The organism is Pirellulales bacterium (genome assembly GCA_035546535.1).
GTDB lineage: Bacteria > Planctomycetota > Planctomycetia > Pirellulales > JACPPG01 > JACPPG01.
Map to the genome: position 1 here is coordinate 1 of DASZWQ010000065.1, position 16,169 is coordinate 16,169.

The window sequence follows — 16,169 nt, forward strand, 5'->3', positions numbered from 1 at the left end:
CGAGGATATTTGCCCCCGCCCCGAGTCGCTTCCGCCGCAGCCGACGCAGCCGCTGGTCGCTCCGCTGTACACGGCGGCGGTCTATCGCTGCGAGAGCATCGAACAGGCCGACGCTTTGCTATCGGGCCATCTCGCCGGCTACGCCTATCTGCGTGACGGGCATCCGAATGCCGATCTCTTGTCGGAGAAATGCCGTGCTCTGCACGGCGCCGAGCGCGCCGTGATTTGCTCCTCGGGCATGGCAGCCTTGGCGGTCGCGGCCCTGTCGCAACTTGCCGCCGGCGATCACGTCGTGCTCAGCAACCAGCTCTATGGCCGTTCGCTCGTCTTGTTCACGACCGAGTGCGCACGACTGGGAATCAAAAGCACCGTCGTCGATGTTTGCGATCTCAACGCGGTCCGGGCGAGCCTGGCGGCGGAAACGAAACTGATCGTGGCCGAGACGATTGCCAATCCGCTCTTGCGCGTGCCCGACATCACGGCGCTTGCCACCTTGGCTCGGTCGGCCGGTGCGCGGCTGCTCGTTGACAATACGTTTGCCAGCCCGGCGGTTTGCCGGCCGCTCGATCATGGCGCCGACCTGGTCATGGAAAGCCTGACCAAGATCATGAGTGGGCATAGCGACGTCTGCCTGGGCCTGTTGTGCGGTCATGAGAAGCATTGGACGCGCGTGCCGGCCGCCTTGTCCACATTCGGATTCACGGCCAGCCCGTTCGATTGCTGGATGGCCGGGCGCGGACTGGGCACGATGGCGCTGCGCGTGGACCGGGCTTCGGCCAACGCGCTGGCCGCCGCACACTTTCTCGCCGGACAATCGCAAGTCGCGGCGGTCTACTACCCGGGGCTTGCAGCGCATCCGGATCATGCGCTGGCGGTGCGGCAATTCCTGGGCGGGTTCGGCTCGATGGTGTCGTTCACGCTCGCCGACGGGCGCGCGGCCGCCGACCGATTCATTCAGGCGGCGCGGGCGATTCCGTTCGCACCTTCGCTGGGCGACCTGAGCACGACGCTATCGCATCCCGAAGTTACCAGCCATCGCGGGATGACGCCCGAGGCGCGCGCGGCCTTGGGCATCACCGGCGGAACGATCCGACTGTCGCTCGGAATCGAGTCGACCGAGGCCGTGCTGGCGGCCTTGGCCGAGGGACTGGCCGGAATCTGAGTCCCGAGCAAACCTGTTTCGTGCTAGACGCCCCTGCCATGCGGGGTATGATATTAAAGCGCTCGCGGCGGGCGGATCGAGGCGATTTGTCAGGTGATTTGCGGAGCCATCTATGGCGGAAAAAGAAGAAGCATTAGAAGTCGAAGGTGTCGTGACGCAGGCCCTGGCGAATACGCGCTTTCGCGTAACACTCGACGGCGGCCACATCGTCATTGCTCACGTGGCCGGCCGCATGCGAAAGAACTTCATTCGTATCGTGCCGGGCGACAAGGTGCGGGTCGAGCTCTCTCCCTACGACCTGACGAAAGGCCGCATCACGTTTCGCGAGCGGTAGTGGGGCCGCGCGAGCGGTAAACGCCATACGCCCCGGCGGCTGGCAAATTGTTCTCCGAGAGGCCCCCCGCCAGCACTCGTCACCCTACTACGGGCGCAACGCTCTGGTCACGCGTTTGTCATCCGGGCAATCACCTGGCGAACCCGCATTTCGCCTCGCTTGGCTTCGAGGGGGCGCCCTGGCCCGAATTCTCGCGGTTTTTGGCAGCCCAGCGGGTTCCGGCTTGGAAATTGCGACCTAGGTTTGGAGGGCTTCCGGACCCTCAAGTTTTTCGCTTGCGCCGGTAGCATGGGCCGGAATATTCGTTAAAACCAAGGCTTCTTTGGCCGGGTATAACGCCGGGCATCGGGAATCGGCTCGCGGTCCAGCAATTGTTTCGACCGCTCGCAATATTCGTTCACAAACCATTGGGAGACTCTCGCCGTGAAGAAAACCTTGTTGTCGATGATGACCGTGGCCCTGTTGCTGGCCGGCTCGGCCAGCCGCGCCGCGGCCCAGGGAGACATGAAGCCGATCCTCGTGGTCTCGCTGGCCGGTTACCAGCGGATCATGGACGACATCGCGTTCGTCGGAAAACTGTCCGACAGTCCCGACCTGGCCAAGAACCTGGAAGGGATGATCACGTTCTTCACGCAGGGCCAAGGACTGGCCGGTCTCGATAAGACCAAGCCGTGGGGCCTGGCAGCCAGCACCGATGGGCTTAGCTTCCAACTGCTGGGTTTCGTTCCGGTCACGGATCTGAAGAAGCTGCTCGATGCTCTCTCCGGTTTCCTCGGCGACCCCGATCAGGAAGACGGCGTTTACAAGATCCAAGCCGGCCTGCCCATTCCGCTCTACTTGAAGGAGCACAAGGGCTATGGCTACCTGAGCCAGGACGCGGCCAGCCTGTCGAGCCTGCCGGACGATCCGACGAAGCTCTTGGGCGGCCTCGACAAGCAATACGACGTGGCCGTGCGTCTGAACGTGCAGAACATTCCCGAGGTCTTCCGCCAACTGGCTATCGACCAGTTCAAGATGGGGGTCGAGGGGAGCCTCGAGCAAGGTCCGGATGAAAGCGATGAGCAGTTCGAGCAGCGCTCGAAGATGACCCAGCAACAGATGGACACGCTGGTCACGACGCTCAACGAGCTGGACGAGTTGACGCTCGGCCTGTCGATTGACGAGGCCGCCCGCCGCACGTACCTCGACCTGCAGATGACCGCCGCCGATGGCACGCCCACGGCCAAGCAAATGGTCTCGCTGCCGGCGCCGCCGTCGAAGTTCGCGGGCTTCCTGATGTCGGACGCGGTGGCCACGTTGCACGTCAACAGCAAGGCGTCGCCGGAAAACACCGATCAATCGCTGATCATGGTCAACTCGCTGCGGCAGCAGATCATGTCGCAAATCGACGACCAGGACTTCGGCAACGACCAGGTCGAAGCGACGGTCAAGGACGTCGTGGGCCAGGTGATGGACGTGTTGCAAGACACAGTGAAGAAGGGGGTCGTCAACGGCGGCGCGGTGATCGTCGGCGATGGTCCTTTCACGCTCGCCGCCGGTGGACTGGTGTCTGACGCCAGCCGCCTGGAAGCGGTCGTCAAGAAGCTGGCCGACCTGGCCAAGAACGACGGCGGAATTCCCGCCGACGCGGTGAAGCTGAACGCCGACAAGCACAAGGGAGTGACCTTCCACACGGCCACTTTCGACGTGCCCAACGATGACGACAACGCCGACCTGGTCAAGGAGCTGCTTGGCGACAAGCTCATGCTCACCGTCGGCATCGGCAAGGAGAGCGCGTTCCTGGCCCTTGGCAACAAGGGGATCGACACGCTGAAGAAGGTGATCGACAAGTCGGAAGGGGTCACCGAGACCACCGATAAGCCCTTCGAGCTGACCGTGTCGCTCGCCCCGATTCTGAAGCTGATGTCGAAGGCCGAAGACGCCAACCCGATCATCGGCGCCATGGCGGCGACCTTGAAGGAGAGCGGCAAGGACAAGATCCAGCTCACCGTGCAGCCGATCAAGAACGGTGCGCTGTATCGCCTGGAGGCCGAAGAAGGGATCCTGAAGATCCTCGGCTCGGCCGTGAAGCTGGCCGCCGCCCAAAGCGGCTTGGGAGCTTTTTAGTACGCCCGCGGCGAGGTCGGGCGTCGCCAGACGCTTGATGAGTCGCAAAAAGTTGATTGCTCAAAAACGGCATCGGTCGCCACGTGCGGCCGGTGCCGTTTTTTATTGCGCGGGCATGCTACCGGCCCAGCCCATCATTGCCGATCACTTTGGTCGCGGGCAACGCGGCGCAGGCCGAATACTGCGGCGGCGATTGTTGGCCGAAGAGAAACGAAAACCGCCGGGGCGGATCGCGGTCGGCGGGTCATGGGTGCTTCGAGCATGGCTTGATTTTAACCTGCGCCAAAAGCAATCTCTACGTAGCCAAAGTCGGGCAGGAATGTGCAGCCGGGACGGCCGCACCACAAGTCATTTCGCGTCGGCCTTTTGTGGTGCAGGCGTCTCGCCTGCATTCTGCCAGGCGTGCAAAACTGCCCGGGCTGTGGATCGTAGCGTTTTTTGCGCCTAGTAGACGACGGTCGTCGCCGGCAGTTCGCCGCGCAACTCGCCCACGCCGGCATCACTGATTTGGGTGCCACGAATGAGGAGGTTTACGAGGTTTCCTAGCTGCTTGAGGTCTTTGAGTCCTTCGTCCGTCACTGCGGTGTCATTAAGGTCGAGCATGCGCAGGTTCGTAAGATTCGCCAGCGCCGGAAGCGCTTCGTCCGTGACCGCGGTTCCGCTCAGATCGAGGAAGGACAGATTCTTCAGTCCAACAAGGTCGTCGACGTTCGAGATGGCCGAGTTGTTGAGCCGGAGCATGTTCAGTTTCGACAGCCCGCTTAGTTCTTTCAACCCGGCGTTCGTGATCGAACAGCCGCTGAGAGTGAGCGTGGTCAGGTTTTTAAGATTCCCGACTTCCGCGAGGCCAGCATCCGTAATCATGCAATCGCCGAGCGTGAGGAGGGCGAGGTTTGGCAGGTGACGGATTTCGCTTAGCCCGGCGTCGGTGATCTTGGTTTCCCATAGACCAAGCGACTCGAGTCGCTGCAGGTTCTTGAGCTGCGACAATCCGGCATTGGTGATTCGAGTCGCGCCGAGGTAGAGGGTTGTCAGATTCGTTAGGCCCGCGATTTCCTTCAAGCCGACGTCCGTGATATTGGTCTCCGACAGTTCGAGCCTGGACAGATTTGTCAGAGAGCGCAGTTCCTTCAGGCCGGCGTCCGAGATCTGCGTGTCATAGATTTGGAGCGTGGCGAGCGACTTCAACTTCGGCACTTCTTTCAGCCCGACGTCCGTGATTTTCGTTCTCCCGAGGTATAGATGCTCAAGACCGGTCAGCCCGGCTGCCACTCTCAGACCCACGTCGCCGATCTGCGTGTGGCTGAGGTTCAAAGATTTCAATGTCGGCAAGCTGCTTAGGCAATTCAGTCCGGCGTCGGTGACATTTGTTTGGTTGAGATTGAGCGTCTGGAGGCTGTTCAGTGCACTGATGGACTTCAACCCTTCGTCTGTGATCCTCGTCTTCCACAACTCGAGCGTTTCCAGTCTCTTGAGCGCGACGAGCTCCTTCATGCCGGTGTCCGAGACGTCGGTGAAATTGAGCTCGAGCGTGGTGAGGTTATTCAGGCGCTGCAGTTCCTTCAGTCCGGTGTCGGTGATTCCTGTAAAGCGAAGCCGCAACGTCGCGAGATTCGGCAGCGCAGCCAGCTCACGCAAACCGGCGTCCGTGATCTTCGTTCCCGAGAGATTGAGCTCCGTGAGTTCGGTAAAGTCTCGAATTTCTTTGAGGCCGATGTCGGTGATTTCGTTGTAACTAAGACTTAGCGTCGTCAAGTTCTTGAGCGCACGCAGCGGCTGCAGGCCGGCGTTTGTCATATTGGTTCCATGAAGGCCGAGCGTTCTCAAGCTCGTCAGCTTGCCGACGTGTCGCAGGCCTTCATCGCCGATCGGGACGCCGTCCAACGACAGCGATGTCAAAGTGCCGAGTCCCTCCAACTGGGCCAGGCCGTCGTCCGTTATGTTGGAATCCGTGAAGTCGAGCGTCTGCAGGTGCCGAAGTTCCTTGAGCAGGCCCAGGAATCGGACGCTGCTCCTTCTCCGTTGGCTGAAGTCGACGCCGATTACTGGACGATCCGGCTGCGAGTTATCGCGCGTGATCCGGCCGCCGAGCAACTCGATCTTTGCGGCGGCCGCGGCCTCGTCCGTCTCGTCGCCGGCCACGGCCACCGAGCAGGCCCAGGGCAGCATCAGCAGGCCGAATACTGCAGCGGCGATTGTTGACCGAAGAGAAACGAAAACCGCCGGGGCGGATCGCGGTCGGTGGGTAAAGGGCGCGTCGGGCATGGCTTGATTTTAACCTGCGCCAAAAGCAATCGTCGCCTTGCGCCGGCGATGAACTCTTGGGCTCTACGTAGCCAATGTCGGGGAAATGTGCAGCCGGGACGGCCGCACCACAAGTCATTTCGCGTCGGCATTTTGTGGTGCAGGCGTCTCGCCTGCATCCTTGCGCAGCCAGAAAAACAAAACGGCCCTGGGCGGTAGAGCTTGCCCTTTTGCCGCTTAAATCCCGGTAATTCCGGGCTCCTCTGCAGGAGAACCGCAAAGTTGAGGTTCTGCGCGCGTATCTTCTGTAGCCGGCCTCCGGTGAGGCCGGGATTTCACGGGCCGCTTCCGGGGTCGCAGACCCCGGCTACAGACTTTGCAGTTCTCCTGGGCTCCCCTGTGGTTCCCTCGCAAAGCGCGTTACGCTAGAGTATCGAGACCCCATCGGCGGCACCGCGGCCGGCAGCCAAAAGCAGTCGTGACGGGTGTCCATCGTCGAGTCGTGTCCACGCGCCGCAAGAGCCTCTCCTTTCACATTTTCCGAACCGTTTCGATTTTAGCTACGCAGGGTTTTGGGATGCCAATCGTCAATTTCGTCACTGAGAAGAAGCAAGTTCAGGTGCCCGAGGGGGCCAATCTTCGCGTGGAAGCGATGAAGGCCGGGATCAAGCTCTATAACGGCATCAACGGCTACGGCGCGAAGCTGAACGAAGTTTTCAATTGCCACGGGTTCGGCCACTGCGGCACGTGCCGGGTGCTGATCACCAAGGGGAAGGAAAACGCCAGCCCGATGGGCCTGGTCGAGACGTTCACCTGCAAATACAACCCGCTGTCGCCGGCGATGTTCGCCTACATCGGCAACGAAGACACGATGCGGCTGGCTTGCCGCACCAAGGTGATGGGGGACATGGACGTGGTGACACGGCCCGACCTGAACCTGACGGGCGAGAACTTTTTCAGCTAGTCGCGATTTCCCGTTGCACGATCTGGGTGCCACTGCTGGCTTGCCCAGCAGTGCGACGATTTCGGTATTGGTGCCCTTAAAGCACCAAACGATTTTCGAAAGTGGCACGTGCCGTGAAGCAGGTTGTCGCCATCGTCAAGCCGTACCTGGTCGAGAAGGTCCTGGAAGGACTGAAGCGGGCTCCGCTCGAAGCCGTGAGCGTCCGCGAAGTGAAAGGCTACGGCCGCCAGAAAAACTATCTCGATCAATACGCCGGCAGCGAATACTCGCTGGCGTTTCTCCCCAAGGTCGAGATCAACCTGTGGGTCGAAGACGCGCGCGTCGAAGAGATTACGCGCCGCATCGTCGAGGTGGCCCGCACGGGCCGCATGGGGGACGGCAAGATTTTCGTCCTGCCGGCCGTGGCCTGTGACCGCGTGATCGACATCGGGAAAGCGAGCGCGAAGGGGAAGTAACGGGCGGTCACAGCTCGAAAAGCGTCGATTCTCCTCAAGAGTCGTCGTCCGCCCAATAGTCGCGATCAATCGCGAAATCGATCGCTTGCCGTGTCGCGTGCACGCACAGGATTTCGCGATTCAGAATAAATCGCAGTTTTGCGAGCCATTCGAGTTCGGGGCTGTTGTGCAACCGCCGTAGATCGGCGGCGATCATCAGTTCGCGATCGGTCTCGTCAAATATCACGATTCGATTCTCGCGTGCGACTGACTCCGGCAACAGCTCGACCAGAGCCGCCGGCAGCGGCATCCGCATCAGAACGCCGCTCACATCAGCCACAGGCCGCCCGCACCGCGGGCAGGCAATCGGGGGAACGGGCACGGATCGCCGTAGCTCATCACTGCCGCAAAGCGAGCAGCGGAAGTGCGGACTCTCGGCTGACGAGCCAATAGGACACATGTTTCAAAACTCCCGCCGCTGCTTCAGGGCGCGAGCGATTCAATCGCACCGCAAGGCATTACTAACTCACCTTTTCATCGGCCGTGCTTGCGAAATTGTGCCGCCACATTGCGCGCGCCGTGAATGACTCGCACGATTTGAATTCCGTCAGAGGTTGGAGCGTAGAAGATCACTAACGAATCCGTGGTGAAGCAACGCACATCAGGCGCTAGGTCGTGCCGTACTTCTCCAAGTTCCGGATGGCTCGCGTAGCGATCGCACGCAGCCTTCACCCGGTCCAAGACAGCATCCGCGCGTTCGACCGACGCATTGCCGATGAGGTAGTTCCAAATATCTCTGAGATCGTCACGCGCTTCGGGGAGGAATAGAACAGCGGGCATCCTACGCTACTTCGTAGTTGGTAAAGTGGCCCGCAATTCCGCCTTGAAAGCCTCGAAGTCAATCGGTTGCGCGGGCGCCTTGCCGCGGCGATCGAGCCTTTCCCGAATCTCCGCACGCAGTTCCTGGTACTGCTTTTCCAGATGGTCGAGAGCGCGAACGGCGTCGAGCAACAGTTCGTCCGCCGATTCATAGCCGCCGGCGGCCATTCGCTCGTCGACAGCTCGCTGCAGATCGGGAGGGAATGCGTAGGACATGATGATTTCTCCTGGACCATCAATCATACGCCGCCTCCGTTTAGGACGGCAAGCAGCTGATTTCCACTAGCGAACTGGAGGCACTTGGCCCAGCGGCCGCAGGACCTCTTATTGCTCCGCACCCATCACTCAGCGTTCCGCACTTCAGTCGAGCCAGTCCTGTTCCTTCAGTCGGGCCGGCACGTATTCTTCCGTGACGTAGCTAATTCCCTTCGAGATCAGCGACTCGACTTCCAGCTTGAAGCCGTTGTCGAGCATCTTGCTGATTTCTTTTTGCCAGGCCTTCTTGCCGGCGAACCACGGGTAATCCGCAATCTGCTTGGCACGCTTGCGGTCGTTGTCGTTGAGGTTGATCTTCACACTATTAGTGAGCTGGCAACGCTCCAGGTCGATCGATCGCAGGCCCAAGTAGCGGGCCTCGGGGATCGCCATACGTTTTGACTCGAAAGCCAGGTTGATCGACCCTTGCTTCAACACGCTGTAGATGTAATAGCCCCAGGGATCGTTATCCAAGAGGCAATAGATGGGCAGCTTCAATTCGTTGTGCAGGCGATAAAGCATGCGCCGCACGCCGCGCGGCGGCTGGCCGCCACCGTGGGTCAGCAGGCAGTTGTGCTTCTTCCAGAACTTGTCTTCGTTGAAGCGCTGCCAGACGGTTCCCTTTTCGACGTGCAGGATGAACTTGGCGTCGCACTTCTTGAACTTGATCACCTCGGGCTCGACGATCGAGGGAATGCCGTATCCGCCCGACCCCATGCGCGAGCAATCGATCTCGTCTCCCTTGTCCTCCAGCACGAGCGGACCGACCATGTCGCCGCGCTTCTCGGCATACAAGTGCAGCTCTTCGCGGAGAGCATTGATTGTCACCTCGACGTCTTCGATGATCGTGTCCGACTCGCCTTGCTCGTCGAACGTTTCTTCCTTCACACCCTCGATCGAGCGTTTGTTCTTATAGAACAGACCACGCAGGCTGAGTGTCTTGCCCTGCTCGATCAATTCCTTGCAGCCGCTGGCCACGAGCATGGTCTGCATGTAGGCCTTGGCTTGCGACAGGTTGAACAATTGCCGGCGATTGGTGTTCGAGCCCATCTCGAGGAACCGCTTGCTCTTGTTGTACTTGACGTTCGACAAGGCGCGGGCCGGAATATCCAGATGCGGTTCGCGCTTCTTGGCGGCGGTCGTGGCCACGACGTCGGCCATGCCGACCAGTTGGCCCATCGTCTTCTTGTCGCGGTCGTTGAGCGCGACGGGCTTCGTTTTTGTCGTCGCGGTATCGCCGGCGGCGCGGCGTGTAGAGCGTTTGGCCATGGTGTGTTGCTTAATTCATTGATTGTGCGTTAAGAGCTTTTCTTCGTCCGTGATCGCTTCGGCTTCGCTGTGCTTTCTGCGGCAGGGGCTTCGGCTGCTTTTGCCTCGGCCGACACGGGCGCGCCCGTGGCCGGGTCGATGATCAACACGTTGTCGCCGAAATCATCTTCCTGCTCGGTGATCGGCTTGCCGCTTTCGTCGAGCGTGACGTCGGCCTCGGCGGTTTTCCGTTTGGCGACGGCGACCAGTTGCTTGTACAGCTCGTCCTTATCAGCGCCGTTAATGGTCTGGACCGCCTGCGCGACTTCGCCCAGGTAGCGGAGGAAGATGTTGCGTCGTTCACCCTCTTGCTTTACGCGCATGCGGCGGCGCATGTACATGCCCAGCTTGCGGCCGACCGATTGCAGCGCCAGGCGCAGCTCTTTTTGAATCTCGGGATACGAGGCGACCGCTTCTTTCGATTCGCTGGTAAACGGCACCCACACGCTGGCGATGTGCGCGAGCACCGTTACGGGACCGGAAGGGAGCGAGCCGCGCGACTGGCTCAGACCGTAGCTGCGCCAGTTCATCTGCAAGATCGATTGCGTGATGGCGCAGGCCGCCGGCTGAAACTGCAGCGGCACGCGGTTGGCGTAACGCAGCACGTTCATCGTTTGACCGTCTTCGACGTTCACGGTGCGCAAGGTCTCGTGCAGCTTGGCGATATCTTTCGGCTTGAGCTTGCCGGGCGTGACGCGCGTGCCTAGTTCGGCCTCGGCCAGGGTCCTATCCGCCGCCTCGGCGCCAAACCCGGTAAACGTGCTGATCAGAAATTGCCGCAAGGTGCGGGCGTCGCTCTCGGCCAGCAATTCCGTCAGGGCTTCGAGCGAAATCTTTTGCGCGGTCGAGGCGCCGCCGTACGCCAGACCGACCTCGATCTGGAACGGGTTGCCGCGGTAAACCGTGGGGGGCCGCGTCGAGGCCACGTAGAACTCGGCCGGCACCACGTGGTGCAAGCCCTTCAGCATTCGCTCTTCGCCGATGGGGGACAAGCAATCGGTGGCCGGCGCGCTGATCTTGGTCTGTTGGATCGCCTGGTACAGCGAGTCGGCCTCGTGCCGGCCGATCCGATGCGGATGAGCGCGGACCGAAAGCTTCGCCGTGTCGCAAATCTTTCGCGCCACCTGTGAGCTGACGCGCGAGAAGCTGCCGGTCAGAAATTGCGACAAGGTCGGCGCCTTCGAGTCCTTGAGCATCGTGACCAGCATGCCCAGCTCGATACCGTACGGGTGCGGTTTGATCTCCTTGGGCTCGACCGGCAGTGTCTCGGCCGAGCGCGCGTAGTCGTGCGTTTGATCTTCGGGGTCGAGGTAGTGGAACGTCGCGTGCGGGTTCGCGATCGCGGTTTGCTCCAGATAATCGTCCACGCTGCCGCGGCCGCGCGTGTAGCGGGCTTCGAGTTCGATCGTCACCCGCGTGCCGTGATCCTGCGGCACCCACTCGATGCCGTGCTTCTCGATCGCCTTGGCTCCCGCCTCGCCCGGCGGAATGTCGACCCCTTCCCCCTTGCCGTTGAGGATCTCGGGCTTGTTCTTTTTTGTGTCGATCTGGATTTCGAAGTAGTGCGCCGGCTTCTTCGGCGACACTTTGGAAATGATCTTCACCGGTTTGCCGGTCGTCAGTACGCCGTACATGCCGGCGGCGCTGATGCCGATGCCTTGCTGGCCGCGGCTCATCCGCAGACGGTGGAATTTCGAGCCGTACAAGAGCTTGCCGAAGATGTTCGCGATCTGCGTCTTCAGAATGCCCGGCCCGTTGTCCTGCACGCCGACCTTGAAGCGCGACGGCCCGGTCTGCTGAATGTGGACCCAGATCTCGGGGAGGATGCCGGCCTCTTCACAGGCGTCGAGCGAGTTGTCGACGGCCTCTTTCACGGTGGTGAGCAGGGCCTTGCGCGGGTTGTCGAAGCCGAGCAGGTGCCGGTTCTTGGCAAAGAACTCGCTGACCGAGATATCGCGCTGGCTGGCGGCCATCGACTCGGCCGTGGCACGCCGTTTGGTGCGGCCGCCACGTTCGGGCTTCTCGGCATGGCCGTTGCTCTCGGCGGGGTGTTCGGAGGCGACGTCGGCTGCGGTTGATTCTTCGGCGGCCTGTGATTCCTCCGCGGCCGCGAGTTTTCTCTCCGCGTCGAGAGGGGCGTCCGTCGCCCCGTTGCGTGAGGGATGCTTGGGTGCCTTCCTGGGCTTAACGCGTGACAACGCGGACCTCCACAGTTGCGCGGGTGCTCGATGCAAAGATGGGTCGAATGAGGCGACTCTTCGGGCGCGAGGTTTCACGAGCCGAAATGAAGCCTGACGGTCGTTCCGACCGTAGCGATTATAGCGGTTGTCCGGAGGACTTTATAGGCGGCTTTCTCCTTACCAGCCGTAGACTTCCGTCGATTGAGAAATCCCTCATACAAAGACTAACCCGGCGCTCTCGGCATGGCCGAATCTGTTGTTGGGCTGAGCCGGCGGCGTCGATTCCGACGCACGGTGAACGGCCCAGAGGCGCATGGTCAATCCCGCGACCAGCACGCCTCGAAAGTCCGAGATGCCGACCTGAGACCCACAGGAAGGAGCGTTCCCGCCATGCGAGTCCCCACCTTGCGCTTTGCCACGGTCGCGGCCGCGATCCTCATCGCCTGCGCCATCGTAAGCGAAGCGCGCGTTCAAGCGTCCGACGGATTGCTCGCTCCGCGGCCGCGCTATGACCTGTTCTACAACTTCTATGTCGGTCCGAGCATCTACGGAGGCCAGCCTGCCCAGTTGTATGTCTCCCCGCGCCCCACGCCCGAATTCGTGGGCCACACCTACATCACGTACCAGCCGCTGATGCCGCACGAGTTTCTCTATAAGCACTGCCGGTGCTACTGCCGCTACAACGTTGTCGATTGTGGCATGACCAAGACAAAGGTCTGCTGGTGGTAGTCCGGCGTGTTTTGCGGCCGACGTCTTCCTGACCCCCCGCTCGGCAGGAAGACGTGGAAAGGATTCCCCCGACTCATGACGCGAAATCTCCAACTAATGTCGTTGGCCTTGGCCATCGGCGCCATCGCGCCGGCCATTGTCCGTGCCGATCCGCCGTGCAATTGCCAAGCCGGGCAATGCGCGGTGCCCAGCTACAATCCCGCGCAATACAACGGCTGCTGTCCTCAAGGCGCGCCCCGCGCTTGCGGAAAAAGCGGCTGCACGACCGGACAGTATGGCGCCGGTTGCTACGGATACGGTGCATGCCCGCCGCTAAAACATCCTTGTTACCTGAATTGCGCGGCGAACGAAGCCTATCGTGCCTCGCTCACCAACTGGCACGGCGCCTACTGCGCCGTCGATTGGGGTACGCCCGTGGCGCTTGTCTGCCCGCCGAATGCCGGTCGTCAGACGAAGTACAACTGGGGCGTGACCAACACGCAAGTCGTGCCGATCAGTCACCAGTTTGGACGCAACTATCCCGGCCCTGGCGTCGCGGGTGGTGGCGTTGGATTCCTGCCGACGCCGATCTGGCCCAATTCTACGGACCAGTTCGGCATCTACTACGTTCGCGGTCCCTGGTAGACCCCACGGAGCACGAACGCCCGCCCGTCGATCCCGCCGAGAAGAGAACAGGGCGACTCGACCACTCACCCACGGTCGAGCCGCCCTGTGTGTTTTTGCGAATCGCAACTAACGCCTCAACGACTCACTTCGCGGAGAGCGCCGCTTCGATCGCCTTAGTGACTTCCGGCGCGTCGGGCTTCACCGTCGGGGCGAAGCGATTCACGATGTTGCCGTTGCGGTCGAGCAGGAACTTCTCGAAGTTCCACCTGATATCGCCCGGGAACTTCGGATCGGTCTCGGACGAGGTCAGGAACTTATAGAGAGGGCATTGGCCTTCGCCCTTGACCACGACCTTCGAGAACATGTCGAACTTCACGCCATAATTCTTCGTGCAGAACTCCGAGATCTCGCTATCCGTTCCGGGCTCCTGGGCGCCGAATTCATTGGCCGGGAAACCGAGCACGGCCAGGCCCTGATCGGCGTACTTTTCGTGCAGCGCTTCGAGCTGCTTGTACTGCGGCGTCAGCCCGCACTGGCTGGCCACGTTGACGATCATCACGACCTTGCCCTGGTATTTCGAGAGATCGACGGGCTTGCCGTTGAGCGACTTCATCTGGAAGTTCAATGCGGGGGCCACGTTCTCCGCTCCTTGGGCCAATCCGGATGCCAGGGCAACGATCGCCACGGCAGCGAGCGTTCCGGTCAGGTGCGACAGCGTTTTACGCATGGCAGGTTTCTCCTCGGGGATTCTGGGGGCAGGGTTTAAAGTAGCGGAACTTTGCGGGCTGTCCGCATATCTGCTGGCTACTAATACGTCGCTCGACGGCTGCGGGATTCTTCCCGCTTCCAGCACGGCGTGGCAGCCCTACGAATCTAACTCCCTCACAAGCACTTCGCCAGCAAGCAGTCTGTGACGGTCTTCGACGCCGAAATCTGCAGGGTGCCCTGTGGGATTAGCACAGTACTTGCGGTCATGGTGCCCACAGGGCACCCTGCAGTCCGGGCATTAGGCCGGCTACAGAAGCGGGGCCGAAACGGCCAATTGTCCACAGGCTGTTAGTCGAACCACTCGTCGGCCGGGTCGAATTTGGGCATCGAGATCACGAGCACCGTCATGCGTCCCACGGCCCGATGGCGGCATCCTGGCCGAATGAGCACCGACATCCCTGGATGGACGGCAATCAGGTCCTCGTCGAGCTGCATCTTGGCGTCGGCGGCGCACTCGAGGATGTAATACGTCTCGGTGTGCTCGCGGTGATAGTGCAACTGCGCGTCGGCCGAGATTTCGGTGCGATGGACGGTGGCTGGAAAGTCAGTCACGTCGGCGAAGGCGCGGCGGGCCTGGCCGCACGGGCATGGCACGGGGGCAATCTGCGTCAAGTCTGCCAGTTCGTAGCGACGCAACCTTGTTTGCGGCATATGACGAGCCCTTCTCACGCTTAGTCCACGCGGCGGTCGCCCCGCGCCATGTTGTTTGAGCACAGCAGCTTCCAGCGCACAAAGCTAATCCGCGGCGTGGACAAAATCCATCCGCGCGCACCCTCGTGCCACCATCGCGCGATGGCACTATGACCGTCAAGGCTTGGCCACCTTGCCGTCACGGAAATCTTTGCGCATTGGGAGCGTTAAGCCATTTGCTGAAAATTACTTCCGCTCGCTCAAGGGGTTTCCAGAGTGCTGCCGATACCGCTAGTGTCCCTCACCGAGGAACACCTGCCCGCAAAGGCAAGTCAGGGAGTCATTGAGCAGCCGCCAGTTATTAATCGAGCCAAGGAATGGTTCGACGGCCTCGATGCAAGAACGGTTTTGAACTGCGGGTTCCGACCCAGCTGCCCTGCTCGCGACCGCCAACTACACCCACCGCGAAACACGGTTCTCCCCCGACGGAAGAACCACCCACACAAACGAGCGATCAACCGCTCGACCCAGCACGGTGTAACCCGTGGCGTTCGTCAGTACGGCAAGCACTGCCGCCCTCAGTTCGTTGCAAAGGAGACGTTGGTCGATGAAATGGAACATGATTTTTGGAGCGCTTGTTCTTAGCGTAGGCTTGTGTAGCCAGAGCTTCGGCTTCGAGCTCCTGGATCGCATGCTCGGCTACCGCTCGGGTGGCTGTGGCGGGTGCAACACCTGCTGCAGCAGCTGCTGCGAACCGACTTGCTGTGCGGCCGAGCCGACCTGCTGTGCCGCTGAACCCGCTTGCTGCGCTGCTGAGCCGACCTGCTGCGAAGCGCCGGCCTGCGGTGGCTGCGACAGCTGCTGCAACTCGGGCTGCGGTGGCTGCCACAAGCACTGCGGTCTGTTCGGTGGTTTCAAGGGCCTGTTCGCTTGCCACAGCTGCTGCAAGTCGAGCTGCTGTGCCTCGAGCTGCTGCGAGCCGACCTGCTGCGAAGCCGCTGCTTGCGAACCCGCTTGCTGCGCTGCTGAGCCGACCTGCTGCGAAGCCCCGGCCTGCAATAGCTGCTGCAACACGGGCTGCTGCAAGAAGAAGTGCTGCGGTGGTTTGCTAGGTGGCCTGTTCCACTGCCGTAAGTCGTGCTGCAACACCTGCAATAGCTGCTGCGAGAGCAACAGCTGCTGCGGAAACGGCTGTGCCGGTGGCTGCAGCAGCTGCGGTGGCGGTGCGGCTGCCGAGTCGGGCAGCGACGTCCCCCCCGCTCCTCCGGTTGCCGATCAGTCGGCTTCCGTCCAGGGCAAGCGTCGCTACGTCCAGACCAGCTCGGTCGCTCGCCGCAACTAAGCCGCGAGTAACCGACAACTACGCGTGAATCCCTCAAGCCTGTCCGGGAGCAATCCCGGGCAGGCTTTTTGTTTGCGCCGAGCGCGAAGAAAATGCAGAAGGCAAAATGATGAATGATGCGTCGAAGAAGCGATGAGCGCGGAGTGATGAGTGATGAACGGGAAGAGAATCTGGCCGCGGTGTCGGACGGCCGCGTGACGCGACAAGCATTTTGCATTGCCTCCGCGC

At 61.2% G+C, this 16,169-nt stretch carries 16 protein-coding genes; 7 read left to right on the forward strand and 9 right to left on the reverse strand.

Going from position 1 to position 16,169, the window contains the following annotated elements; all coding sequences use genetic code 11:
• The 3 genes from VHD36_08740 to VHD36_08750 form a co-directional block, all read left to right on the forward strand.
• The coding region (locus VHD36_08740) for an aminotransferase class I/II-fold pyridoxal phosphate-dependent enzyme (protein HVU87396.1) at positions 1–1,162 on the forward strand (1,162 nt) is incomplete at its 5' end.
• A 112-nt stretch (positions 1,163–1,274) separates the two neighbouring features.
• Positions 1,275–1,496 carry a translation initiation factor IF-1 gene (gene infA, locus VHD36_08745; GenBank protein ID HVU87397.1) on the forward strand — a complete coding sequence of 74 codons (222 nt, stop codon included), beginning with the start codon at positions 1,275–1,277 and terminating at the stop codon, positions 1,494–1,496.
• 423 nt (positions 1,497–1,919) lie between these two features.
• Positions 1,920–3,602 (forward strand): hypothetical protein, encoded by a 1,683-nt coding sequence (locus tag VHD36_08750; GenBank protein ID HVU87398.1) that lies wholly within the window; start codon positions 1,920–1,922, stop codon positions 3,600–3,602.
• A 444-nt stretch (positions 3,603–4,046) separates the two neighbouring features.
• On the opposite strand, the gene VHD36_08755 is transcribed toward VHD36_08750, so the two are convergent.
• Complete coding sequence (locus VHD36_08755) at positions 4,047–5,867, reverse strand: leucine-rich repeat domain-containing protein (protein HVU87399.1); 1,821 nt, start codon at positions 5,865–5,867, stop codon at positions 4,047–4,049.
• A gap of 556 nt (positions 5,868–6,423) precedes the next feature.
• On the opposite strand from VHD36_08755, the gene VHD36_08760 reads away from it, so the two are divergent.
• Positions 6,424–6,810 (forward strand): ferredoxin, encoded by a 387-nt coding sequence (locus VHD36_08760; GenBank protein HVU87400.1) that lies wholly within the window; start codon positions 6,424–6,426, stop codon positions 6,808–6,810.
• Between the two features lie 113 nt (positions 6,811–6,923).
• Positions 6,924–7,265, forward strand: a complete 342-nt coding sequence (locus tag VHD36_08765) for a P-II family nitrogen regulator (protein HVU87401.1) — start codon at positions 6,924–6,926, stop codon at positions 7,263–7,265.
• 34 nt (positions 7,266–7,299) lie between these two features.
• Here VHD36_08765 and VHD36_08770 read toward each other — a convergent pair whose 3' ends face one another.
• The 5 genes from VHD36_08770 to VHD36_08790 form a co-directional block, all read right to left on the reverse strand.
• Positions 7,300–7,575, reverse strand: coding sequence for a hypothetical protein (locus VHD36_08770; protein ID HVU87402.1), 276 nt, complete (start codon positions 7,573–7,575; stop codon positions 7,300–7,302).
• Positions 7,576–7,778: 203 nt separating this feature from the next.
• Entirely contained in the window at positions 7,779–8,084 is a 306-nt protein-coding gene (locus tag VHD36_08775; protein ID HVU87403.1) for a type II toxin-antitoxin system RelE/ParE family toxin, read from the reverse strand.
• A gap of 6 nt (positions 8,085–8,090) precedes the next feature.
• Positions 8,091–8,339 (reverse strand): type II toxin-antitoxin system ParD family antitoxin, encoded by a 249-nt coding sequence (locus VHD36_08780; GenBank protein ID HVU87404.1) that lies wholly within the window; start codon positions 8,337–8,339, stop codon positions 8,091–8,093.
• A gap of 144 nt (positions 8,340–8,483) precedes the next feature.
• Positions 8,484–9,647 carry a DNA topoisomerase IV subunit A gene (locus VHD36_08785; protein HVU87405.1) on the reverse strand — a complete coding sequence of 388 codons (1,164 nt, stop codon included), beginning with the start codon at positions 9,645–9,647 and terminating at the stop codon, positions 8,484–8,486.
• A gap of 29 nt (positions 9,648–9,676) precedes the next feature.
• On the reverse strand, positions 9,677–11,884 hold the full coding sequence (locus tag VHD36_08790; protein HVU87406.1) for a DNA topoisomerase VI subunit B: 2,208 nt from the start codon (positions 11,882–11,884) through the stop codon (positions 9,677–9,679).
• Positions 11,885–12,256: 372 nt separating this feature from the next.
• On the opposite strand from VHD36_08790, the gene VHD36_08795 reads away from it, so the two are divergent.
• Together VHD36_08795 and VHD36_08800 are read left to right on the forward strand one after the other, a co-directional pair.
• Positions 12,257–12,595: a hypothetical protein gene (locus tag VHD36_08795; protein HVU87407.1), complete on the forward strand. Its 339-nt coding sequence runs from the start codon at positions 12,257–12,259 to the stop codon at positions 12,593–12,595.
• A 75-nt stretch (positions 12,596–12,670) separates the two neighbouring features.
• Positions 12,671–13,219 (forward strand): hypothetical protein, encoded by a 549-nt coding sequence (locus tag VHD36_08800; protein HVU87408.1) that lies wholly within the window; start codon positions 12,671–12,673, stop codon positions 13,217–13,219.
• Between the two features lie 124 nt (positions 13,220–13,343).
• Here VHD36_08800 and VHD36_08805 read toward each other — a convergent pair whose 3' ends face one another.
• From VHD36_08805 to VHD36_08815, 3 genes are all read right to left on the reverse strand, one after another.
• Entirely contained in the window at positions 13,344–13,928 is a 585-nt protein-coding gene (locus VHD36_08805; GenBank protein HVU87409.1) for a glutathione peroxidase, read from the reverse strand.
• A gap of 329 nt (positions 13,929–14,257) precedes the next feature.
• Positions 14,258–14,620: a cupin domain-containing protein gene (locus VHD36_08810; GenBank protein HVU87410.1), complete on the reverse strand. Its 363-nt coding sequence runs from the start codon at positions 14,618–14,620 to the stop codon at positions 14,258–14,260.
• 678 nt (positions 14,621–15,298) lie between these two features.
• A complete protein-coding gene (locus tag VHD36_08815; protein ID HVU87411.1) occupies positions 15,299–15,772 on the reverse strand; it encodes a hypothetical protein in 474 nt (157 codons plus the stop codon).
• Positions 15,773–16,169 lie beyond the last annotated feature (397 nt).